Below are 22,326 nucleotides of genomic sequence, written 5' to 3'. Positions count from 1 at the left end.
AATTGTTTTCAAGGGCGACATCGAAAAAAAATCAAAAAAAATTAAAAAGCCCGCCTTAGAGCGGGCCAGTTTAATCCTAGTCCCGCTTACGCCTGGGTATCGATGTTGCCAGATGCCGCTTTTGACACCATGACCATCGCAGGGCGAATCACACGACCGTTCAGCTCGTAACCTTTCTGCATCACTAGCATCACGGTATTTGGCGCGTGCTCGGCACTTTCCTGGATAGACATTGCTTGGTGGAATTCAGGGTTGAAGGCCTCACCCATTGGGTTTAGCTGCTTCAGACCGAACTTCTCAACCGTACCCATCATGGTCTGAAGGGTTAAGTCTACACCTTCAACCATTGGCTTGATTGCCTCGTCGTTTTTGTCTGCCATCTCGATAGCACGTTCCATGTTATCGATAACTGGTAGCAGTTCTTCAGCAAACTTGTTCAGGGCAAACTTACGTGCCTTGTCGATTTCCTGCTCGCTGCGGCGACGCATGTTTTCAACATCGGCACGGGCACGCAATACGCTATCTTGCTGCTCACGTACTTTTGCATCACTGGTTAGCAATGCAGCTTCAAGCTCAGCTATGCGGGCTGCCTGCTGCTCTTCAAGGGTCATCTCAACCACTTGTTCCTCAGCAGATTCAGTTTCAACTGCTTCAACATCTTGCTGTAGCTGTTCGTCCTGTACTTTTTTCTCTTCGTTGCTCATGCTTTTGCTCTCCGCCAAGATCATGGTTTTCAATCGGGGGATAGATTAATCAGCTCTATCCAAAAAACTCGCTTATGCGCATATTATGGGGATGAAGTTCAATGATTCAAGCCGATATCGATCACAATGCGCGACAACTGTCCAATCCTGAGGCTATACTGGCCTTCTCTTTATTTGTCGGATCATGGACATGACACGCGTTTTCCAAACTATCGCGATAATTGGCAAACCCCGTAACCCCGAAGCCCTACAGACCCATATGAGCCTCTACAAGTGGCTTGTTGAAAAAGGCTATGACGTACTTGTTGACCACCGATTAGCCAACGATTTGTCACTGCCAAAAGCGGTATTTTGTGACTTGCTAACCATTGGCGACAAAGCCAACTTAGCCGTCGTAGTCGGTGGTGATGGCAATATGCTGGGCGCAGCGCGGGTATTGTCCCGTTTCGATATCGCAGTGATTGGTGTTAACCGTGGCAGCCTGGGCTTTTTGACCGATCTTGATCCCGACAACTTCGAAGACGAACTCGATCAAGTGCTCAATGGCGAATATGTGGTCGAAAAACGCTTTTTGCTAGAAGCGGAAGTCCACCGCCATGGCTTAATTAAAAGTCGTAATGCCGCCCTCAACGAAGCCGTTTTGCACCCAGACAAAATCGCCCACATGATTGAGTTCGAAGTCTACATTGATGATACCTTCGCCTTTTCACAGCGATCCGACGGACTGATCATTTCGACGCCAACGGGCTCAACCGCTTATTCCCTGTCCGGTGGCGGTCCAATCTTGTCCTCCGAACTCAATGCGATTTCACTGGTCCCCATGTTCCCGCATACCCTGTCGTGCCGCCCACTGGTCGTCGATGGCAATAGCCGGATCAAATTAATGGTTTCACCAACCAACGGTAGTACCCTGGAAGTGAGCTGCGATGGTCAGGTTTCATTGCCTGTCAGCCCTGGCGATGAAATTCATATTTACCAGAGCCCTGAGACCCTCAAGCTGATCCACCCGAAGAACTACAGCTATTACGAAGTCCTAAGAGGCAAGCTAGGCTGGTCGAGCCGATTATTCTAAGCTAGAACCAGCATCAATAACCGCTCCTGAAGCCAACCTCTCGGTTGGCTTTTTTGTTTCTAACTATCATAGCGTTAACTCAGATCAAACTTTCCCGGCAATTTTTTACCGACAGTACTTTACTGTATGTAGATACAGTATATACTGTTTAAAAAAACAGGTGTTGATTTAAACAGGTGAACACATGCTGGCTCATATGACGATCTCTAACTTTGCTATTGTCAAAAACCTTGAATTTGAACTTAAACCGGGAATGACCACCATTACCGGTGAAACGGGTGCAGGTAAATCCATTGCCATCGATGCACTTGGCTTGTGTTTGGGTGATCGCGCCGAAGCCTGCATGGTTCGCCCAAATGAAGACAAAGCAGAAATTTCTGCCGCCTTTTCACTGCTGAATAACCAAGCGGCCCGCCGCTGGCTGGAAGATAACGAACTGATTGATGGTGACGAGTGCATCTTACGCCGTGTCATTACCAAAGAAGGCCGCTCGCGTGGCTTCATCAACGGCAGTCCGGTACCCGCCTCGCAGCAAAAAGCCCTTGGCCAATTGTTGATCAATATTCATGGCCAGCATGCCCACCAACAGCTGATGCGCCCGGATTACCAACAACAAATGCTGGATCAGTATGCCGGCCACCATCATCTGATGGAAAAAACCCGCAACCACTACCAGCGCTGGCGTCAGGCCAACAACGAATACAAGCGCTTGGTCCAAAACCGAGAAGAGAACGAAGCACAGAAGCAGTTGATCCAATACCAAGTCAAAGAGCTCAACGAACTGGCTCTGACTGAAGAAGAATTTGCCGAGATTGAGGAAGAGCATAAGCGCTTGTCCAATAGCGGTGAACTGGCTGTTTCCAGCCAAAATGCACTGTCCATGCTGTATGACAACGAAGATTGCAACGCGCTGAACATGCTACAAACAGCCTGCCAGGAAGTCGCCGGCTTGGGAGATATCGACAGCAACCTAAGTGCTATCCCTCAGATGCTCGAAGATGCCATTATCCAAGTGCAAGAGGCCAGCCAAGAGCTACGCAGCTACCTCGACAACATGGATATGGATCCACAACGCCTGATGTACCTTGAAGAGCGCTTGGCCAAGATCATGTCACTGGCTCGCAAACACTACGTGATGCCGGATGAGCTGTACACCAAGCACCAAGAACTGCTCAAAGAACTAGAGCAGCTTGATTGCAGTGACGAACGCTTGGAAGAAATCGCCGAAAATGTCGAGAGCTTGCGCCAGAAATTCCTGGCCAGCGCCGAGAAACTCAGCAAAAGCCGCCAGCGCTACGCCAAGGAGCTCGACAAGAAGATCTCTGACAGCATGCACCAACTCAGCATGGAAAACGGCGTGTTCAAGATTGATGTCCAGAGCGATACTGAAGGTATGCTCAGCCCACTAGGCTTCGATACTATCACTTTCTTGGTGTCTACTAACCCGGGACAGCCTCTGCAGCCCCTTGGCAAAGTCGCATCCGGTGGTGAGCTATCGCGGATCTCCCTGGCTATTCAGGTGATCACCGCCCAGAAAGTCGAAACCCCAAGTCTGATTTTCGATGAAGTCGATGTGGGGATCAGTGGACCGACAGCCGCTATTGTCGGCAAGATGCTGCGTACCTTGGGTGGATCAACCCAGGTAATGTGTGTCACCCACTTGCCGCAGGTCGCCGGCTGTGGCCACCAGCAGATGTTCGTGGCGAAAAAATCCAGCAAGGGACAAACCGAAACCAACATGTACCCACTGACCCAGGACGCCCGTGTTAATGAATTGGCACGCCTGCTGGGCGGCAGTGAAATTACCGAACGCACACTGGCCAATGCGAAAGAGCTGCTGATTGCGGCATAAATAGAATAAACTTAACAGGCAGTGCAACTAATTGGTTGTACTACAGTCTCAATTACAGTTTTTTTCTTTACTGCTTTTTTACTTCTGCTCGGGGGTTGTTTATCATCGCTGCAGAATAAAGCGAACATGCCGGGATGCTATGAGTTGGAAAAACCTTGCTGCCGTAACTTTAGCGGTCAGTTTATTGGGTGGCTGTTCAGTCGTTGATCGACTGGTTTATCGAATTGATATTAATCAGGGTAACTACCTGGAACAGAAAGATATCGACACCCTTCGATATGGAATGAACAAAGAGCAGGTACAGTTCGTGCTTGGCTCACCGATGCTGGTTGAACCCGAGTATCCAGATACGTGGTATTACGTTTACTACCACAAGCCTGGTCACGGAGAGCCACAACAGAAAAACCTGATCCTGAAGTTCAGTGCCCAGAATCAGCTGACTAGCCTTGAAGGGGACTACGAAAAAAGCCCTCAGTTCATGGAGCAGTTCAACTAAGGTTGTTGCTTAACCAAAAATATCTGGTTGCTAGAAACAAAAAAGCTCGCCATTGGCGAGCTTTTTATTTGTGTCTTTTACATCAGGTGGCCTGAGGTTAGGCTTTCTCGCCCTTGGCTGCCAGCGCTTCTTGTTTGGCTTGCTCCGCACGCTTACGTCGGATCTCTTTCGGATCGGCCAGTAACGGGCGGTAAATCTCGATGCGATCGCCATCATGCACTGTCGCATCCAGCTTCACATTACGGCTATAAATGCCAACCTTGTTCTTTTTAAGATCAATCTCAGGATACAGTGCCAGTACACCGGACTGTTCGATGATTTGCTGCACCTGCATGTCCGGCGTTACCGTCACTCGGATCACCTTCTGCACATCAGGCAGTGCATACACCACTTCTACATGGATCAACTTATCTTCAGAAGTCATAAATCTCTCGTGCACGCTGGGTAAAAGCTGACACCATGTTATTGGTCAAATCACGGAATACCTTACCAAACGCCGCTTCCACTAAACCATTGGTAAATTCAAAATCCAGCTTAAGCTCAACCTTGCATGCCTCGGCATCGAGTTCGGTGAAGTGCCAACCACCTACCAAGCGGCTGAAGGGACCATCGACCAACTGCATTGCGATCAAACTACTGTCTGTCAGATCATTACGGGTCACAAATGTCTTCTTGATCCCAGCCTTGGACACATCAACAGCGGCCATCATATGCAGCTCAGAGCTTTCCAAGATTTTGCTCCCTGAGCAACCCGGCAGGAATGCAGGATAGGATTCAACATCATTAACAAGTTCAAACATTTGTTTTGCACTAAATGGTACTAATGCAGAACGACTGATCTGAGGCATAGCTTCTCCTTACGGTTAAAACGTGCCACCTGTCACGTGAAAACCTATGACAAGGACAAACCCAATGATACCATTACTGGGCTAACAGCCAAAATAAGCGTGTTTATTGTCATCATCTCATTGATTTATAAATAAACACTTTTCGACCAGCCATTGCATTCAAGGCTGGGACAGCAACATTCAAGAGTATTTATGGCCAAGAAAAAACCAAAGCAAAGTAGCAATACGATTGCCAAGAACAAAAGCGCCCGCTTCGAGTTCGCGATTAGCGACGAATACGAAGCCGGAATATCACTGCAGGGTTGGGAAGTAAAAGCCATCCGTGATGGCAAAGTGAACATGACTGAAAGTTATGTGTTCCTGCGTAACGGTGAAGCCTTCATTTCAGGCATGACCATCACCCCGCTGAACGCCGCTTCTACCCATGTGGTAGCCGACCCAACACGTACCCGTAAACTGCTATTGAACCGTCGTGAAATCGATAAGTTGTCAGGCGCAGTAAACCGTGACGGTGAAACAATTGTCGCCCTTTCCATGTATTGGAAGGCATCCTTTGTTAAACTAAAGATAGGTACCGCGCGCGGTAAAAAACTTCATGACAAACGTGCAGACACCAAAGCCCGCGATTGGCAGCGTGACAAGGCCCGTATCATGAAAAGCAGCAACCGCTAATACTCTTTTCCTGTCAGTATGTTGGTGGATTTTCATCCATAAAAATCAGTCTGACAGGGAATTGTATTGACGCTAGGTGAAATTCTGTTACCATCGTCTTAACACTCTGGGGCTGATTTAGGATTCGACAGGATCACGAAGGCTTGTGGAGCATGCCGAGGTGCGGTTGGCCTCGTAAAAAAGCCGCAAAAAATAGTCGCAAACGACGAAAACTTCGCACTAGCAGCTTAATACCCTGCTGAGAGCGCTCCTGCCCTAGCTTTCGCTTGTAAGACGGGGACTAACAGGGGTTCAAACCCAAACAAGATAGCGAGGGAATCTTTGACTAGAGAGATGAACCGCGAAATAGAATTCTGGTATGTATTTGCATAGCGTGTCAGTTCGCAGTGTAGGTACGAGAATAAAGACTGACTAAGCATGTAGCGCCATCTGTTAGACTGATTTTGGACGCGGGTTCAACTCCCGCCAGCTCCACCAAACGTTTGGAAAGGGCGGTAATCGAAAGATTACCGCCCTTTTTGTATTTAGCCATTCAGGACTGCGACTTACACATCAGTCGAGGCGAAAAGAAATTGGTCTATCGATCTATCTTTGGAGAGTAAAGTGAATAAGCGGTGATCTGCCCTGCCACAATTGCTGAAAACATGAAGATGGCAGACAAACCGATATTGGGAATCGGCAAGATGGATTGCTCGAATACTGATTGGCTCGCGCTGATCAAAACTCGGCTACCGGGAACCAGAATGATGATTCCCTGCACAATATAAATAGAGCCCGTTAGATTAAGCAGCTTAGCTATTTTAGTACCATACAAGGTGATCAACACGGTTGTGACCCAAGTACCCACCACCCAGTCGCCACCAAAGCCCAAGTACATCGGTCCCCACATCCCCAATACTGCAACCGGTAGCCCAAGCAAAATATCTCGTGGGCGGGCATTGAAGATCACTCCGATCGACGTTGAAATCAACATTAAGCCAAATACATGCAGCCGTAGGGGAATTTCATTGGTATACGGGAGAGTATCCACGGGCCCCCACCAAGCTTCGCCGATGCTCAAACCAATCATCACTCCGATAAACAGCTTGAGTAGGGTTAACATACTTTGCCCTAGCAAAGCGGTCCCAGAGACCAAATCATTGAATGCCAAGCACTCCAATGAGTTAGCAATCGATAATCCGGGTACAAACAAGACTATCGAAGCAATACACAGCGCCCAAACAGGCACATTAGTACCAAGGCTAACGATAAAGGCAACAAACAAACCGGTTAATAATGCCGCTATAAACTCAGCGGCAATGGCACGGCGGCCATGGCAAACCAACTGTACTAACCAAACCATCAATCCAAGCAAGGTGGCATACCCTACCGCTTCCAGTGTACTACCAACCAGCATTAGGTAGGCAGGGGGAATCCCCATATTGGCCAATGCCACACCCCATTTAGGATAGTGAAAGTCTTGCGCAGGCTTTTCTTTACGAGGTTGATTAATGCGATCAATGGTATTAGCCAGCAAGGCAAGATCAATAGAGGCGGGTTTATGACGCTTTAGAACGACGGTATCTCTCTTACCAAGAAACTGATAGTTAATCGAGGTTGGCATGGCCTGCACCATGACTTCCGCATCATATTTTTTAGCATAGTGCTGAGTATACTTTTCCACCTTATAGGGTGGGCATCCACAGCGATGCAGTGTATCCCCAATTTCTACAACTTTATTGATTATGTATTGTGAAGCCATAGTCAGATCAGTGTGAGTCAAAAACGCCCGTAAGGTAACAAATAAGTGCCATAGACACGAGGAGCGTAGTCTCAGAAATAGCATTATGTCTATGCTATTTCACCTGCAATATATTTTAGCAAATTAATGCAATTAAACTGTTGAAATTAATATGCTAATTGCTTCTCAAAAATATTATAAGCTCTTTCTTTTACTCTCAATAAACACCGTTTAATAATCAAAAACTTAACGTAAACATCAGTTACCAATAAAACATTGATGGATTACCATTTTTCTTATTTCCTCGCCTATCTCACTGCTTCCTACCGGCGCTAAATGTACGGGCTCCAAATTTGTAATCATTCATGTCCGACTTTAAATCATTGAGCAATATCATAGTTATCGTATAACCACTCCCATACGCTTTATCTCAAATATCAATAAAGCCAACGGAACCGGTCTATGAACCTCCCTACAACAACGATGAAACCATTACTTTTTGCCGCAATAGCGGTGTTATCTAGCTCATGCTATATCCCCCAGCTTCACGCGCAAGATTTCGATGAGATCTTAGAACAGCACAACGTGCACGTAATGAAAGAGGTAGAAATCATTCAAGCACAGATGGATCTCCTTTATGACAAAGATGAGCTCAGCGAAGAAGAAACTGAGAAGCTTTTCCAACTCGAAAACCTAATGGATGAATTTTACGAGACATTGATGTAGCACCGTGCCGCTGAATCAGGGCTTCATACTAGCACCAACTTGAAGCCTCCCTCTTAACGACTCCCCCACACCCCGCCAACCCCACCCGCACAATTCCCCAACATCCCAGAACAATCCCCCTAACAATTGAAGTTTTATAGTGATTACCCCCACGATATTGGTGAGCAGATCAAGGTTAGTTCAGCCAGTTCACGTAATATGGCATTCATAACGGAGGTGCTTTAAATGGCAAATATCAATCAGGACCGTCTGGTCCAACACTTTATTGAACTGGTTAAAATCGACAGTGAGTCGCGCAACGAGAAAGCGATTGCCGAGACACTGGCCGAGCAGCTAGGTGAAATGGGCTTTGACGTACAGAAGCTTCCTGTTCCTGCTGAGATCTCCAACGGCTTCAACATCTACGCCAAACTTGAAGGTAAGCTGGAAGGTACTATCCTACTTAGCTGCCACATGGATACGGTTACCCCTGGTAACAACATCGAGCCAATCATCGAAGATGGTATCATCCGCTCGAAAGGCGACACGATTCTAGGCGGCGATGACAAATCAGGTATCGCAGCCATTATGGAAGCGGTTCGCTCTATCAAGGCTGACGGCGCAGAGCATCAGACAATTGAACTGGCGTTCACTGTGTACGAAGAAGGCGGCCTGCACGGTTCGCAGAACTTTGACATGAGCAAGGTTGAGTCGCTAACGGGTATCGTATTTGACTCTGGCGGCCCTATCGGCACCATCATCACAACGGCACCGGGCCAGCAGAACCTGAAGGTGAACATCACCGGTAAACCAGCCCATGCAGGTCTTGCTCCGGAAGAAGGGATCAATGCCCTGACCGTTGCAGCTGATGCAATCACCAACATGAAGCTTTCTCGCATCGACGAAGAAACCACTGCAAACATTGGTGTAGTGAAAGGTGGCCAGGCGACGAACATCGTTATGCCTGAGCTGTTTATCGAAGCAGAAGCACGCTCACTGGATGACAGCAAGCTACAAGCTCAAGTCGACCACATGATCAGCACATTCGAAGCAGCAGCGAAAAAACACGGCGCAGAAATCAATATTGCATCCAAGCGTGCTTACAACGCTTACCGCATTGCCGGCAATGACCCGCACGTTGAGCAGATCAAAGCAGCATTCGAAGCCAATGGCATCGAGCCGATGACCAAACCAACAGGCGGCGGTAGCGACGCAAACATCTTCAACAGCAAAGGCCTGAAAACTGTAAACTTGTCGACGGGTATGGCGAAAGTACACACAACAGAAGAGTTCATCAAGATTGATGACATGGTAGAGATCACCAAGTTCTTGTACACCTACCTAACTCGCTAATCCCCTTGAAAGAGGAAGGTTCACCTTCCTCTTTATCCCCCAAAAGCATACCTGTTTGACTCATCCCTCCCAGATCATATCGGTAATTTTTTGCTATTTGTCATGAAATACCAACCAATGTGAAAAAAACTCATAACCAAAGCCCATACAATAAGCCCATTTCATTCAGCATTGCTATCCGGCTGGTAAAAAATACAACAAAAGAAAACTCACACATAAAAATCAACAACTTAAGACTAAAGCTTTAAAATCACAAGTACCTTTATCTATGTTCGTCACACAACCACAAAGGCTACAAAAAGTGATCTTAATCCAACAAAATTGACACTAGGATCTTATTTCAATTTACGAAAATTGTTCCATTTTTTGCCCATCTTGAAAAAAACTGATATGCCCATAACGAAACCAATCGCATTTTTTATACCTACCAGATCCCGAAACGATTGTTATCAGTACAATCAATATGACATTTAAGAATGCGCTTTTGCATCAGACAATTTTCAGCAGGAAGCTAGTGAGTATGGAATATTTAGAACGAATTAAGCGATTAGCTAAAATCCAAGGGATCAGCCAAAAACACCTGGGCGAAGCCCTTGATCTTCAGCAAGGTACAATGAGCCGTAAGCTATCTGGTAAGTACGGTATTGAAGTTCGCGAGTTGGAGAAAATTGCCGAGGCACTGAGCACGTCAATCAGTTATTTGTTGACCGGCCAGGTTGATACTGGCACTCAAGCCACGACGACTATCAACAACAGCGTTGACCAAGGCACTACCAGTACCTACATCCCAATCATCCACCGTAAGGACTTCATGCCCTTTCGCAGCGGCGCTTCGGTAGATGTGATCAGCAAGCGTGCTATCCCGCAGCACCTGCTACGTGAAGATTGTCTAGGCCTGTTGGTGGATAACGAAAACATTTCTCAGTGTGCTCCGGTGGGTAGCTATGCCCTTGCCACCAAAACCGCAACATACCAACCTAAGCAACCGGTATTTGCGTCTGTTCGTGGCAGCGAACCAGATTTCTATCACATGACACAGCTTGCCGATGGTGTCGTATTCTCAACATCTCAGCCTGATTTCCCTAACTTGTTCGTCAACAACGGCGAGTTCCAGATCCACGGTTACATCATCCAGTCAGACTGGGCCTACAACCGTTAATCACAGGTAGAATAAGCCCTGTTGATTATGCCAATTTGGTGGCGTGACAACACGTCGCCAAGTCAAATACCAAACCTCTCTGATATGAAGACTATTATTCAGTTTGGTATTAATATAGTAAGCACTCAGATAATGGATGTTTGCTATGCCTAAGATTATTGTCGCCTCAACCAATCCAGCCAAGATTTCAGCCGTTGAAGATGCCTTCAACCACACCTTTCCCGACCATCAGTTTACGATTGAGGGGATCAGCGTGGACAGCGGGGTCCGCGACCAGCCAATGTGTGCAGACGAAACCTTGCTGGGTGCAAGAAACCGCGTGAGTAACGCCCGAAAAGCAACTCCGGAGGCAGACTATTACGTTGGGCTCGAAGCCGGTATCGATGGGCCTTTTACCTTTGCTTGGATGGTGATTGAAAGCGGCGAAACCCGTGGTGAAGCCCGCTCGGCATCATTGCCGCTTCCACCGCTGGCGCTGGACAAACTTCACCAGGGTCAAGAGTTGGGGGATGTCATGGACGAAATGTTTAACCAAACCAATATCAAACAAAAAGGCGGCGCGATTGCGATGCTGACCAACCACCTACTCAGCCGTAGCTCGGTCTACCAACAGGCATTGATATTGGCTCTTATCCCGTTTATTCACCCGGCATTATTTTCAAAGTAAATTGAGCGCTATATCGGTCAGCTGCTGGGAAAAAAAGAGCCTCCTGAACTCGCGTTCAGGAGGCTCTTTTTCAATTGTATGCTGATGAGCGATATATCAGTTGCTAGGGCTCTGCTCTTTAAGCAAAGCGGATAACCACACCTTTATATCATCATCATGGTGCTTGAGCTCATTGGAGCCCCGGGTAATGGTTGCCACACCAACACCCAACAGTTCACTGATCTTACGTTGGCTACGCTCGCCATTGAGCAGTTCATGTAGAATATTGACCCGGGAAAGTAACACCGACCGCTCATCGGGCGTGAGCAACAGCCTCAACAAAGTATCGTCTTTCTGCTCTGTTGTTGCCTGACGCAAAATATCAACCACTTGTTGCCACTCGGTAAATTCCGGGGTTTCTTGGCTATTCGACATGTCATCCTCATTTGATGTACTCGTTCTCGAGTACTGATTCTATCCCTTTAACCACCGACAACCTAGCCCTTGTATCAAAAAAGCTAATACTTGGTGTTGATCTCATTATCTGTCAGTAATGGGACCGGGCTTTGGATCAGGTCGCCGTAATAGATTTCAAACATGAGTATATTCTGGACATAGCCCCGAGTTTCATTGAACGGAATAGCCTCGATAAACGCATAAACATCCAACCGGCCGTCCGTACCTTTGCGCCAGCGCGTCACACGGCTCGGCCCTGCATTATAGGCGGCAAAGGCGAAAATACGGTTGTTATCATATTGCTCGAGCATCATTTTCAAATAACCGCTGCCAAGGCGAATATTGACGCCGGGATCAAACAGGCTGCTTTTCCCCTCGTAGTTACGCCCCAGCTTCTTGGCCGTTTCTTTGGCTGTAGCCGGCATCAGCTGCATAAGCCCACGCGCACCGACAGGTGAAATGGCCTCGATGTTGAGTGCACTCTCCTGTCGGGCTAGTGCCATCATAGTGGTGACCGGTAATTCACGCTTCTTGCTAAAGAAATCAAACCACCATTTATGGGCAACCGGGAAGCGTAGTTCGATGTAATCCCATAGCTGGCCGGAGATTGTCGCCTGTACCGCAAGGTGGTGCCATTTATTGGTCGCCGCATAGGCAGCCAATGCCACGATCTGGTCGTTGTCCACCCCCCTTAATAAATAATGCCACTCACGGTTGGCCGCCAGCAATTTATCCACGGCGATAAGCTCTTTAACCCGCGCAAGGGTCTGCGCATATTCCTTAATCTCAGCCTGAACATCATCCGCTGTTTTTACCGGGTAAGTGATAGGCTTGCCCAGTACCGTCGCCGCAGCAGCACTGTAGAAATCACGCTGGCCCAAGATCTGGGTGTACTTTTCCGTCGCGAGTTCTTTGTTGCCGTCACGCTCTGCCAAACGCGCCTGCCAGAAAGTCCAGCGTGTGCTCTGCTTGGCCTTATCAGGCAAGCGGTTCACCCACAGCTCGACCTCATTCCATTTGTCTTCCCGCATAGCCTGACGAATACGGCGCTCAAGCAAACTGACATTGCTGGTTTTTGCCAATACTTTATCCCGCCACTTCTGCAGCGGTTCATCATCGGTTGCCATCAGTCGGCTGGCGGTATAATCAGCCAGTGACTGGCGCTTGGCTTCTTCTAAATGCTGGCCCTGCACCGTTTTGTCATACTGCTTCACCGCTTCCTTTGTATCGCTGCGCACCAACTTTTTGTAGGCCAACACGGTCAAGTTCTGATTTAGCGGCGTCACTTTGCTGCGTTTAGAAAATGCAGCGACGCCCTGCGGTTTGTCGTAGAGATCAACCACCGATTTACCGGATTGCTTACTCTTGGCGCCTAGCTGTTTATTGAGATAATTGAGTCGAGCACGATTACCTTCGGTGTATACCAGCAACATGCGATCAAGAATAAGCGCATCGGTCCTTTTCCCCGCCTTTTGCCAGATATTGAGTAGGGGATCGCACTCATCATGAGTCGACTTTCCGGTCAGCCATAGGGCCTTCGCCCCTTGCCAAGCGACATCTTTGTTGCCAAGTTTGCTCTGGGCGTAATAGTAATGGCAGCGCAGCACCTGACTGCGCGGAGGCAATGGCTGCACATCGACAAAGTCCTGCCAGCGTTCAGTGGTTGCAAGGTGGGTCAGGTAGCGATCCTTGACCGTGGTGCTGAATGGCAAGGCGGCATATTGCTCGATGAATGCCTCCACCTCAGTAGGCGATTTAGCATACAAGGTCTGAATAAATTCACGATAATCAAGATAGGGTGTCAGCGGGTAGTCATCCAATTTACCACGCAACGTCTCGTACGCGGCCTCATCCTTTTCCTCAAGGGAAACCTGGGCCTGCTCATACCATTCACGCTGCTGTTCCAGCGTCGACGCTCGCATTAAAGGCGACAGCAACAAACCAACAAACAACACGAGACCTGAAAATACTTTAACGTTTTTATTGCTAGACACAGCACCCTTCCATTCGTTGCCCATATTGATTCAGGTCAAAAAACCTGTGTGTTTTATTGCATATTAATTCCATCTCTACAAGCCTCCGCACCAGCAAAAGCATTGCCATGATCAAAAGGCTGTCCACTATTGAGCGTAATACCAATTTGCACATTTTAATAATTGCAATATCCGCTCTTATCATCGAGAAGCAAACACACCCCATGGAATACAACAAAAAGTTAACATAACGATGTTGCAAAGATATAACGTAAGAAAATGCAAGGACAACACAAAGATGTGTGCTGAGTGCTACCTTAACGTTCACTTGGGGCACTAATTATGAACATTGCTGTTAAACTTATGTCCAGAACAGGTAAAATACCCCCTTTCATTTAGTTTAGAGATCGCAAACGGATATGGCTGAATACGTCTATACCATGTCGCGCGTGGGTAAAATCGTCCCACCAAAGCGTCAAATCCTAAAAGATATTTCATTGAGCTTCTTCCCTGGTGCCAAAATTGGTGTGTTGGGCCTGAACGGTTCGGGTAAATCAACCCTACTGCGCATCATGGCGGGTATCGATACCGATATCGAAGGTGAAGCTCGTCCACAAACAGGCTTGAAGGTAGGCTACCTACCTCAGGAGCCGGTACTGGACGAAGAGAAAACCGTACGTGAAATCGTTGAAGAGTCTGTGGCTGATGTTAAACATGCCCTTACTCGCCTAGACGCTGTCTACGCTGCTTACGCAGAACCTGATGCGGACTTCGATGTGCTAGCCAAAGAGCAAGGCGAACTTGAAGCGCTGATCGAAACCAAAGATGGCCACAACCTAGACATGCAGCTTGAGCGTGCGGCTGATGCCCTGCGCCTGCCTGAGTGGGATGCGAAAATCCAGAACCTATCAGGTGGTGAGCGCCGCCGTGTCGCTATCTGCCGATTACTTCTAGACAAGCCAGACATGCTGCTGCTAGATGAACCGACTAACCACCTTGACGCAGAATCTGTGGCTTGGCTTGAGCACTTCCTGGTTGATTACAGCGGTACTGTTGTGGCGATTACCCACGACCGTTATTTCCTAGATAACGCTGCAGGCTGGATCCTGGAACTTGACCGTGGTGAAGGTATTCCATGGGAAGGTAACTACACCTCTTGGCTAGAGCAGAAAGATGCTCGTCTGAAGCAAGAATCATCCCAAGAGCAAGCACGCCAGAAAACCATCGCCAAAGAGCTAGAGTGGGTTCGTCAGAACCCGAAAGGCCGTCAGGCGAAATCAAAAGCACGTATGGCGCGCTTTGAAGAGCTGAACACCAGCGATCACCAAAAGCGTAATGAAACCAACGAACTGTTCATCCCACCAGGTGAGCGTTTGGGTGACAAAGTCATTGATGTAACGAACCTAACCAAATCATATGGTGATCGTGTTCTTATTGATGACCTGTCATTCAGCATGCCTAAGGGTGCGATTGTTGGCATCATCGGTGCGAATGGTGCAGGTAAATCAACCCTATTCAAGATGTTGAGCGGTGCTGAGCAACCTGACTCTGGCACCATTGATATGGGTACCACCGTAAGCCTAGCCTCTGTTGATCAGTTCCGTGACAGCATGAACGACAACAACACCGTGTATCAGGAGATTTCTGAAGGCTCGGAAATTATCCGTATCAACAACTACGAAGTCCCTGCTCGTGCATACGTATCGCGCTTCAACTTCCGTGGTAGTGATCAGCAAAAACGCATTGGTGATTTGTCGGGCGGTGAGCGTAACCGTGTTCACTTGGCGAAGCTTCTGAAAGCGGGCGGTAACGTACTGCTACTCGATGAGCCAACCAATGACCTTGACGTCGAGACGCTTCGCGCACTAGAAGAAGCACTGCTTGAGTTCCCAGGCTGTGCCATGGTGATCTCGCACGACCGTTGGTTCCTTGACCGTATCGCTACCCACATTCTTGACTACCGTGACGAAGGTCAGGTTAACTTCTTCGAAGGTAACTACACCGAATACACGGATTGGCTGAAGAAAACACTGGGCGCACAAGCGGCTGAGCCACACCGTATCAAGTACAAGCGTATTGCTAAGTAACTCACTTACCGTCCGCTAGATACAAAAAGGGCTGCATGATGCAGCCCTTTCTTTTACCTATCGTTTAGTACCCTATCATTTAAGACCAATCTACAGTGCTACCCGCTCAAACGCCGTGAGAGCTTCCTGCAGATCTTCCACCGCGATAATTTCAATCCCCGGGATCTGACGGCTGGCATTGGCCTTGGGCACGATAGCTCGAGTAAAGCCCTGCTTGACCGCTTCGCGGATCCGCTCCACCCCGTTCGCCGCCGGTCGGATATCGGCATTCAGGCCAATCTCTCCGAACACCAACACATCCTGCGGAATAGGGGCGTTTTTGAAGCTGGAGAATATAGACAATAACACCGCCAAATCCGCCGAGGTCTCTTCGATCTTGATCCCCCCAACACAGTTGACGAAGATATCCATGTCAGACAGCATGACCCCACCATGGCGGGCAAGTACCGCGATCGACATTGCCAGACGGTTATTGTCGTAACCCACCGTCAGGCGACGGGGATTCTCGGTCACCGAGTTGTTGCACAACGCCTGTATTTCCACCAGCAACGGACGAGTCCCCTCCCACAGCGTGGTACAGGCTGATCCCGCATGGTTCTTGTCCGATCGGCTAAGGAAAATCGCCGACGGGTTCTTCACCTGCTTCATCCCGGTTTCGGTCATGGCAAAGAAGCATGATTCGGAATCGGCACCGAAACGGTTTTTGGACGTACGTAGTACCCGGAACTTTTCATCCGCCGTCGACGACAGGGCAAACAGACCATCAACAATGTGGATCAGCTGCATCGGACCCGCCACATTGGAGTCTTTATTGATGTGGCCAACGATCATGAAGGTCACACCTTCGGTCTTGGCAAACCGGGTCAGAGCCGCCGCGGATTCCTTTACCTGACTCGGACTACCGGCAGCCGAATCATTGTGGGCAACCGTCATGGTCTGGATTGAGTCAATAATCACAAACTCAGTTTTCTGCGCCCGAATATGTTCGATAATCGCTTCCACCGAGGTTTCGGCCACCACGTTAATATTATCGAGGTTCTGGGTCCCCAATCGCTTGGCCCGCTGGGAGATCTGGTGAATCGATTCTTCACCCGACACATACAGCGACGATTTCGAGGCCGCTACCGAACCGATGCTCTGGAGCAGCAAGGTTGATTTACCCGCCCCCGGATCACCACACAGTAGCAATACGGAGCCCGGTACTATCCCACCGCCAAACACCCGATCCAGTTCAGAAATACCGGAACTGTAGCGAGGCAAATCTTTGGTTTCGACCTCAGAAAGTTTTTGTATCTTGGTCGCCGCACCTGCATAGCTGCTCGTACCAACTGCCGAAGCCCCGCCCAAGGCGGATCGTGTTTTGGGAACTGTGAACTCGGTGATCGTATTCCATGCCGCACACGCGCTACACTGGCCCTGCCAGCGGGGAAAGTCTGCGCCACAATCACTACATACATAAGCCCGCTTGGTTTTTGCCATGACTCACCTTGATATATTTGGTTAAACACATCCACAAAAGGGATGTAGAATAGAACTTGCCTGTAGGTTGAAGAAAAGCTCAACTCTTAGGGCAATATGCCGATAATAAACGAAGAATGAGATAATCAAAAATAACTATGGTGCTTGACGATTACAAAGGACTGATTGAAAGACTCATCCCTGTCTACGATAGCGAGGATTTTGACGACGTCTTCCAGATGATGACCGAAGGCGAAGACGGCCCAACCCGGCTGCAGTTGAAAATGGAATTGAACCGCATCATGTCACCTTGCATGAAAGCCGTTGACCTGCGCGGTCGCGTTCAGGGTGAATGCCGCCCCTACCAACTCAACGGTCGCCAGCATTGGCTCGATGATGTGGCAATCAATACTTACCACAAGCGGATCAAAATCTTTGGTAACCAGTTCAGGGTCGGCCTATACGAAGCGCTGATGAACACCCGCAACAACTTTCGGGTAATGCACCAGCAAGGAAAGCTGCAACCCAAACCGATCGCCCAAGCAACTTCGCAACCTGACAACCCGCTGATAGCACCGCTGCTTCGTTTTGGCCACTACCTGACCCGTGACGAAAACCGCTGGCAAATTGCCACCCAAGTCGTGCTGGAACTCCCTTTGAGCCAGACGATCAATGGGATCAGCGCAGATCTATCTTATTCCGGCGCCAAATTCAAAGTCCCTGCCGCGTTCAATTACAAGCTAGGTATGAACATTGTGGTACGCTTTCCGACTCTGGCCGATAAATTGAATGACCCCCGCTTGATTGAGGGGATGAGCTACCGGATCCTCGGTATTGACGAAAACCCGGATAACGACAGCTATAAGTGGCTACGTCTGAAGCTGCTGAGTGACAATACATTAATTAAATCGGTGATTGATCAGGGCCTGAACCAATCCCAAAACCGAACCCGGCACAACTACGATGACAAAGTCATCCAAATCCGGACTCGTGGCTATGAGCATTGTTTTCTCAAGCACAGTACCAGCCTGCCGGTATTTCTCTCCGATACCCAGCTGACCTACTGTCTGCTGACCCAATACAATCGCCATATCTGGACCCACTGGCACGATGAAAGGAACCAACCGGTCCTCAACCACCTAATTTCTCAAGATCGTTTAGCTAGCTTAGGGAAAGCTGGCCTGAAACAGTCCAGCACACTGCTGTACAGTTTCAGCCATGAACATGATGGTAAAACCTTCTTCTATTCAGCAGCCCTGCCGGAGATGAATACCGAGCAGCGTCGCTTATTCTGGCATGTAGGAGCACAGCGTGACACCTGGCGGGTAATGCGTCTGAGCTTGCAGCCTATCGACCAAGAAGACATCGATAGCCTCAAGCAAATTGCGCCTGATATGGTCGACCAGCTAGGCACCCTGACCCATGTCGGGGTGCTGCAAGATCTCACTAACCGCAATGCCCAACAAGATTACCGATTGAGCGTCAAACCGCAACTGCCTAGTAAGACCCTGCAGGCATTCCGCCATCCTCGCAACCCGGTTTCGGCAGCCAAAGCGGTGTATTTTGATCCACGGCCACAGCGTAGCGAAGACCGATATCTGTTCGATACGCCTATCGCCCTATCCACTGCGGATAGCCAGACGGTCACTGGGCAAAGTATCGACTTTTCTACCCGTGGCCTAAATATCAAACTAACCAGCCCGGTCGCCCTACGCCGCGACGAACAGGTAGAGGTCTCGTTTCCCGGCCTGCAAAAAAGCAATAAAAATAGCCCATTGAGCCACGTCCCCTACCGTGTCGTCAGGGTCAGCTCTGACTACTGCAATATCCAGCTGACGACAGGTGCAGGGCAACAAGCGGCGCGAAGCGAGCACTTCCTGCGCAAGCTAATACTGCACAATGAAAATAAACTGGTGATGACCGAGGAGAAATTACCGCAGGGAGAGTTGTTGCTGGCCATGCACCAAATGCTGCTGACCAAACTGAAGACGATTCCGTACTTTGCCGAAAAAGTTGACCACAAGATAAAATTGAAGGCGGTTGGCTGTAACTTCCCACCTCCGCCGCCGATCAAACTGTTCAACCAACTGGCCGACGGAAAAGGTTGCTCGCTGGAACCACTGTTCCGCAACCGGGTAAAACAACTGCTAGCCGAAACCATGCGCCCGGTTGAGATCAACCAGCCCTACATCCATGAGATCTATCTGGCGGTTGAACAGCAACCGGGACAGCCCCTACGGGTCGATGCCAAGCTACTTGATGAATTCCGCACTATCGAAGAGCGGATCAACTATATCAAACACGCAAAAACGGCCGGCAACTTTATGGCGCTCAGACTCACCGCCGCCCCGGTACTCAGCCCGATGACCGCTTTGATAGGCAAAGAGCTGGGCGAACTTGCCCGCCTGGTATTGCACCGGGCAAGGGCACTGGAGCAAGAGCTCAATTCGGTCATCGGTGGCGGCGAGATCCTCGACATCACCGATGAAGTGCTGATCAGGCTAGAAATTCGATAACCCGCCCACTTATCTTTGGTGCCTACCAGCCCAGCTGCTGCGGCACCAAAGAGACCGACAGCAAACAAATCAAGCCACCGAGATCGGCAAAGCGGATTGCTACCGGGGCCTCATCTTCGACTTTCGGTTTGGCATGGTAGGCCACACCAAGCCCTGCAGCATTGATCATTACCAAATCATTGGCCCCATCACCAATAGCCACGGTATTGTGCGGTGGAATGTCATATTGCTCGGCCAAGTTACGCAATATTGTCGCTTTGGCCTGTGCGTCCACAACATCTCCCAGTACCTTGCCCGTGAGTTTACCATCAACAATTTCCAGCGTATTCGACTGGGCATGAGCCAAATCCAGCTCTTGTTCGAGGTGATCGGAAAAGTAAGTGAAGCCGCCTGATGCAATCGCGGCCTTCCAACCATAATGGTGCAGGGTGGCCACCAGCTCACGCAGCTCAGGCATAAACGGCAGCTGGCTTTTGACTTGATCGAGAATGGCCGCATCACTGCCCGCCAGTGCCGCGACCCGCTGGCGCAGGCTTTGTTCAAAATCCAGTTCACCTTGCATCGCCCGCTCGGTCACTTCAGCCACCTGCTCACCGACACCTGCCAATATGGCGATCTCGTCAATACACTCGATTTCGATCGCCGTTGAATCCATATCCATCACCACCAAGCCGGGCTCGCGTAGATCTGGAAACTGAGTAAGATCGGCAATATCAAGCTGCGCACTGGTCACGCATTGTTCCAACTGCAATGAATACGGGGTCGCCAACAACAAACAGTCGTATTGCCCTACTTTCCAAGCAGCCGTCAGCACCAGCGGTGCACCATACGCGGCTTCTATCGCGTGAACCGTAACCGCATCTATAGAACGGCCAAAAATCAAGGCTGTCGAGCGCTGTCGGTCAAGATTGCTGGCCGACACCACTTGCGGAAATCGCTGTAGTAAAGAGGTGTGTTTCCTTATTTTGAGCACTTGCAAACCATCCATGTTAAAGTAATCGCCTAAATATCCAAGTGACCTCAAGATGCAGGATTCCACACTGAACCGAGCATTTTGAAGTCGCTTGGTTAAACAACTTACCCTATTGCAAATTACCAGGGCAAGCCCAAAAATGAGATTGGTCTTGAATACAGCGCTGATATGATGAAGAAAAAACATACCCAATTCCAAAAAGCCTGGCGGCTGTTCATCCTTTTTGGCTGCCTGGCGGCGCTAATCACCATGGTTGAATATGGCTCTAGCCTGGCTAAGCAAAACTACCGTACTCTGAGCGATCAAACCCAGCAGCTATCACGCTTGGTTGTCCGACAGGCCGCCGATACCGCATCGACGGACGTGATTGAAAAAAACCAAGACCGACTGCAACTGCTTGTCGAACAACTGGCCAAGGAGCCCTTGCTGCTCGATGCCAGCATTTATGATCTGGAAGGCATTACCCTGGCCAAAAGCCAAGATGCCTTGCCGCTGCCGCAAGTGACAGGACTTTCGACCCCACTGGCCGTTGCCAGCTATGGCCGCCAGCAACTGATTGAGCCAATCATGAGCCAGCACCAAGTCGTAGGGTTTGTCCGTATCACGCTAGAGCATGACAAGCTTATCGCCGAAACGATGGCCGATATTGATGCTATCACCAACATTATCCGGGCCTTGATCGCCAGTGCGATGGTCATCGGTTTCCTACTGGCTATTACCTTCGGTAACCGACAAGAGAACTGGCATTTTCCTATCCTGCTCAGCGACAGTAAAAACGACTAGACATCCCAACAAGACAAACAGACAGCGATAAAAAAAGGGCTTGCCAATGGCAAGCCCTTTTTGTTGTTCTCGTACTGTTGCTTGCGCTTATTCCGCGTCGCCCAGTAGAACTGATTCTAGTGCGATTTCCATCATGTCATTGAAGGTCAATTGACGTTCTTCAGACGTCGTCGCTTCGCCGCGCAGGATGTGGTCAGAGACGGTACAGATTGTCAGTGCTTTTGCACCGAACTCAGCTGCCAAGCCGTAGATACCTGCCGCTTCCATTTCTACACCCACGATGCCGTATTTCTTCATCGTTTGGAAGAAATCGAAATCAGGGTTATAGAAAAGATCTGCAGAGAAGATGTTACCCACCTTCACATCAACGCCTTTTGCTTTTGCCGCGTCAACCGCGTTCTGTACCATACCGAAGTCAGCCAATGCCGCGAAGTCGTGGTCACCAAAACGGATACGGTTAACTTTAGAGTCCGTTGACGCACCCATGCCGATCACAACATCACGCAGGTTGACGTCATCACGTACAGCACCACAGCTACCCACACGGATAATTTTCTTCACGCCGTAGTCTTTGATCAGCTCTGTCGCGTAGATAGAACATGACGGGATACCCATACCGTGACCCATTACAGAGATCTTACGGCCTTTGTAAGTACCGGTGTAACCGAACATGTTACGTACGTTACACACTTCTTTTGCATCGTCTAGGAACGTTTCTGCAATGTACTTGGCACGTAGCGGATCGCCCGGCATCAGTACTACGTCTGCAAAGTCACCCATTTCAGCATTAATGTGAGGAGTAGCCATCGTTATTTCCTTTCTGTCATCTGTTGGTTTTTTTGCATAACCAACT

Annotated in this window: 20 protein-coding genes and 1 other RNA gene; 12 read left to right on the top strand and 9 right to left on the bottom strand. The window is 49.1% G+C overall.

Annotated features, from left to right (window positions below; genetic code table 11):
- Positions 1–86: 86 nt before the first annotated feature.
- The gene (grpE, locus tag ACVA58_RS15130; RefSeq protein ID WP_446511252.1) at positions 87–704 is read right to left on the bottom strand and encodes a nucleotide exchange factor GrpE; all 618 of its coding nucleotides are present in this window, start codon (positions 702–704) and stop codon (positions 87–89) included.
- Positions 705–885: 181 nt separating this feature from the next.
- On the opposite strand from grpE, the gene nadK reads away from it, so the two are divergent.
- The 3 genes from nadK (at position 886) to bamE (ending at position 4,124) form a co-directional block, all read left to right on the top strand.
- Positions 886–1,776 (top strand): NAD(+) kinase, encoded by an 891-nt coding sequence (gene nadK / locus ACVA58_RS15125; RefSeq protein ID WP_446511266.1) that lies wholly within the window; start codon positions 886–888, stop codon positions 1,774–1,776.
- Between the two features lie 184 nt (positions 1,777–1,960).
- Positions 1,961–3,628 carry a DNA repair protein RecN gene (gene recN / locus ACVA58_RS15120; protein WP_446511251.1) on the top strand — a complete coding sequence of 556 codons (1,668 nt, stop codon included), beginning with the start codon at positions 1,961–1,963 and terminating at the stop codon, positions 3,626–3,628.
- A 139-nt stretch (positions 3,629–3,767) separates the two neighbouring features.
- The gene (gene bamE, locus ACVA58_RS15115; protein ID WP_446511250.1) at positions 3,768–4,124 is read left to right on the top strand and encodes an outer membrane protein assembly factor BamE; all 357 of its coding nucleotides are present in this window, start codon (positions 3,768–3,770) and stop codon (positions 4,122–4,124) included.
- Between the two features lie 97 nt (positions 4,125–4,221).
- Here bamE and ACVA58_RS15110 read toward each other — a convergent pair whose 3' ends face one another.
- Both ACVA58_RS15110 and ACVA58_RS15105 read right to left on the bottom strand, forming a co-directional pair.
- The gene (locus ACVA58_RS15110) at positions 4,222–4,548 is read right to left on the bottom strand and encodes an RnfH family protein (RefSeq protein WP_446511249.1); all 327 of its coding nucleotides are present in this window, start codon (positions 4,546–4,548) and stop codon (positions 4,222–4,224) included.
- The gene (locus ACVA58_RS15105) at positions 4,538–4,972 is read right to left on the bottom strand and encodes an SRPBCC family protein (protein WP_446511248.1); all 435 of its coding nucleotides are present in this window, start codon (positions 4,970–4,972) and stop codon (positions 4,538–4,540) included. Before ACVA58_RS15105 ends, ACVA58_RS15110 begins: the two co-directional genes overlap by 11 nt.
- A 192-nt stretch (positions 4,973–5,164) precedes the next feature.
- Between ACVA58_RS15105 and smpB the strand changes: the two genes are divergently transcribed.
- Positions 5,165–5,644, top strand: a complete 480-nt coding sequence (gene smpB, locus ACVA58_RS15100) for an SsrA-binding protein SmpB (RefSeq protein WP_107351827.1) — start codon at positions 5,165–5,167, stop codon at positions 5,642–5,644.
- 108 nt (positions 5,645–5,752) lie between these two features.
- Positions 5,753–6,121, top strand: a transfer-messenger RNA (tmRNA) gene (gene ssrA, locus ACVA58_RS15095).
- 100 nt (positions 6,122–6,221) lie between these two features.
- Here ssrA and ACVA58_RS15090 read toward each other — a convergent pair.
- Positions 6,222–7,385, bottom strand: a complete 1,164-nt coding sequence (locus ACVA58_RS15090; RefSeq protein ID WP_446511247.1) for a threonine/serine ThrE exporter family protein — start codon at positions 7,383–7,385, stop codon at positions 6,222–6,224.
- Positions 7,386–7,826: 441 nt separating this feature from the next.
- Between ACVA58_RS15090 and ACVA58_RS15085 the strand changes: the two genes are divergently transcribed.
- From ACVA58_RS15085 to yjjX, 4 genes are all read left to right on the top strand, one after another.
- Entirely contained in the window at positions 7,827–8,090 is a 264-nt protein-coding gene (locus ACVA58_RS15085; protein ID WP_446511246.1) for a hypothetical protein, read from the top strand.
- Positions 8,091–8,315: 225 nt separating this feature from the next.
- Positions 8,316–9,422 (top strand): M20/M25/M40 family metallo-hydrolase, encoded by a 1,107-nt coding sequence (locus tag ACVA58_RS15080; RefSeq protein WP_446511245.1) that lies wholly within the window; start codon positions 8,316–8,318, stop codon positions 9,420–9,422.
- A gap of 520 nt (positions 9,423–9,942) precedes the next feature.
- The gene (locus ACVA58_RS15075; protein ID WP_446511244.1) at positions 9,943–10,581 is read left to right on the top strand and encodes a helix-turn-helix domain-containing protein; all 639 of its coding nucleotides are present in this window, start codon (positions 9,943–9,945) and stop codon (positions 10,579–10,581) included.
- 145 nt (positions 10,582–10,726) lie between these two features.
- On the top strand, positions 10,727–11,248 hold the full coding sequence (gene yjjX, locus ACVA58_RS15070; RefSeq protein ID WP_446511243.1) for an inosine/xanthosine triphosphatase: 522 nt from the start codon (positions 10,727–10,729) through the stop codon (positions 11,246–11,248).
- Positions 11,249–11,344: 96 nt separating this feature from the next.
- Here yjjX and trpR read toward each other — a convergent pair whose 3' ends face one another.
- Positions 11,345–11,662 (bottom strand): trp operon repressor, encoded by a 318-nt coding sequence (trpR, locus tag ACVA58_RS15065; protein ID WP_446511242.1) that lies wholly within the window; start codon positions 11,660–11,662, stop codon positions 11,345–11,347.
- Between the two features lie 83 nt (positions 11,663–11,745).
- Positions 11,746–13,677 (bottom strand): murein transglycosylase, encoded by a 1,932-nt coding sequence (gene sltY / locus ACVA58_RS15060; protein ID WP_446511241.1) that lies wholly within the window; start codon positions 13,675–13,677, stop codon positions 11,746–11,748.
- 398 nt (positions 13,678–14,075) lie between these two features.
- Here sltY and ettA point away from each other — a divergent pair, with 398 nt between their 5' ends.
- Positions 14,076–15,743, top strand: a complete 1,668-nt coding sequence (gene ettA / locus ACVA58_RS15055) for an energy-dependent translational throttle protein EttA (protein ID WP_446511240.1) — start codon at positions 14,076–14,078, stop codon at positions 15,741–15,743.
- Positions 15,744–15,833: 90 nt separating this feature from the next.
- On the opposite strand, the gene radA is transcribed toward ettA, so the two are convergent.
- On the bottom strand, positions 15,834–17,222 hold the full coding sequence (gene radA / locus ACVA58_RS15050) for a DNA repair protein RadA (protein WP_446511239.1): 1,389 nt from the start codon (positions 17,220–17,222) through the stop codon (positions 15,834–15,836).
- Between the two features lie 137 nt (positions 17,223–17,359).
- Here radA and ACVA58_RS15045 point away from each other — a divergent pair, with 137 nt between their 5' ends.
- Entirely contained in the window at positions 17,360–19,717 is a 2,358-nt protein-coding gene (locus ACVA58_RS15045; RefSeq protein ID WP_446511238.1) for a PilZ domain-containing protein, read from the top strand.
- A gap of 22 nt (positions 19,718–19,739) precedes the next feature.
- On the opposite strand, the gene serB is transcribed toward ACVA58_RS15045, so the two are convergent.
- Positions 19,740–20,705 carry a phosphoserine phosphatase gene (gene serB, locus ACVA58_RS15040; RefSeq protein WP_446511237.1) on the bottom strand — a complete coding sequence of 322 codons (966 nt, stop codon included), beginning with the start codon at positions 20,703–20,705 and terminating at the stop codon, positions 19,740–19,742.
- A gap of 153 nt (positions 20,706–20,858) precedes the next feature.
- On the opposite strand from serB, the gene ACVA58_RS15035 reads away from it, so the two are divergent.
- Positions 20,859–21,473, top strand: coding sequence for a YtjB family periplasmic protein (locus ACVA58_RS15035; RefSeq protein WP_446511236.1), 615 nt, complete (start codon positions 20,859–20,861; stop codon positions 21,471–21,473).
- An 87-nt stretch (positions 21,474–21,560) separates the two neighbouring features.
- Here ACVA58_RS15035 and deoD read toward each other — a convergent pair whose 3' ends face one another.
- The gene (gene deoD, locus ACVA58_RS15030) at positions 21,561–22,280 is read right to left on the bottom strand and encodes a purine-nucleoside phosphorylase (protein ID WP_107350666.1); all 720 of its coding nucleotides are present in this window, start codon (positions 22,278–22,280) and stop codon (positions 21,561–21,563) included.
- Between the last annotated feature and the right edge of the window lie 46 nt (positions 22,281–22,326).

It is taken from the genome of Photobacterium sp. DNB22_13_2, from assembly GCF_052873915.1.
Note: the sequence above shows the minus strand (reverse complement) of the source record. Positions and strands in the feature narration are given on the sequence as shown.

Excerpts from the sequence above, each read along its gene's own strand:
- recN (WP_446511251.1), top strand. The coding sequence starts at position 1,961 with ATGCTGGCTCATATGACGATCTCTAACTTTGCTATTGTCAAAAACCTT.
- radA (WP_446511239.1), bottom strand. The coding sequence starts at position 17,222 with ATGGCAAAAACCAAGCGGGCTTATGTATGTAGTGATTGTGGCGCAGAC.
- ACVA58_RS15105 (WP_446511248.1), bottom strand. The coding sequence starts at position 4,972 with ATGCCTCAGATCAGTCGTTCTGCATTAGTACCATTTAGTGCAAAACAA.
- bamE (WP_446511250.1), top strand. The coding sequence starts at position 3,768 with ATGAGTTGGAAAAACCTTGCTGCCGTAACTTTAGCGGTCAGTTTATTG.
- smpB (WP_107351827.1), top strand. The coding sequence starts at position 5,165 with ATGGCCAAGAAAAAACCAAAGCAAAGTAGCAATACGATTGCCAAGAAC.
- ACVA58_RS15090 (WP_446511247.1), bottom strand. The coding sequence starts at position 7,385 with ATGGCTTCACAATACATAATCAATAAAGTTGTAGAAATTGGGGATACA.
- ACVA58_RS15080 (WP_446511245.1), top strand. The coding sequence starts at position 8,316 with ATGGCAAATATCAATCAGGACCGTCTGGTCCAACACTTTATTGAACTG.
- yjjX (WP_446511243.1), top strand. The coding sequence starts at position 10,727 with ATGCCTAAGATTATTGTCGCCTCAACCAATCCAGCCAAGATTTCAGCC.
- ACVA58_RS15045 (WP_446511238.1), top strand. The coding sequence starts at position 17,360 with ATGGTGCTTGACGATTACAAAGGACTGATTGAAAGACTCATCCCTGTC.
- ACVA58_RS15085 (WP_446511246.1), top strand. The coding sequence starts at position 7,827 with ATGAACCTCCCTACAACAACGATGAAACCATTACTTTTTGCCGCAATA.
- deoD (WP_107350666.1), bottom strand. The coding sequence starts at position 22,280 with ATGGCTACTCCTCACATTAATGCTGAAATGGGTGACTTTGCAGACGTA.
- ACVA58_RS15035 (WP_446511236.1), top strand. The coding sequence starts at position 20,859 with ATGATGAAGAAAAAACATACCCAATTCCAAAAAGCCTGGCGGCTGTTC.
- serB (WP_446511237.1), bottom strand. The coding sequence starts at position 20,705 with ATGGATGGTTTGCAAGTGCTCAAAATAAGGAAACACACCTCTTTACTA.
- grpE (WP_446511252.1), bottom strand. The coding sequence starts at position 704 with ATGAGCAACGAAGAGAAAAAAGTACAGGACGAACAGCTACAGCAAGAT.
- ACVA58_RS15110 (WP_446511249.1), bottom strand. The coding sequence starts at position 4,548 with ATGACTTCTGAAGATAAGTTGATCCATGTAGAAGTGGTGTATGCACTG.
- ACVA58_RS15075 (WP_446511244.1), top strand. The coding sequence starts at position 9,943 with ATGGAATATTTAGAACGAATTAAGCGATTAGCTAAAATCCAAGGGATC.
- trpR (WP_446511242.1), bottom strand. The coding sequence starts at position 11,662 with ATGTCGAATAGCCAAGAAACCCCGGAATTTACCGAGTGGCAACAAGTG.
- ettA (WP_446511240.1), top strand. The coding sequence starts at position 14,076 with ATGGCTGAATACGTCTATACCATGTCGCGCGTGGGTAAAATCGTCCCA.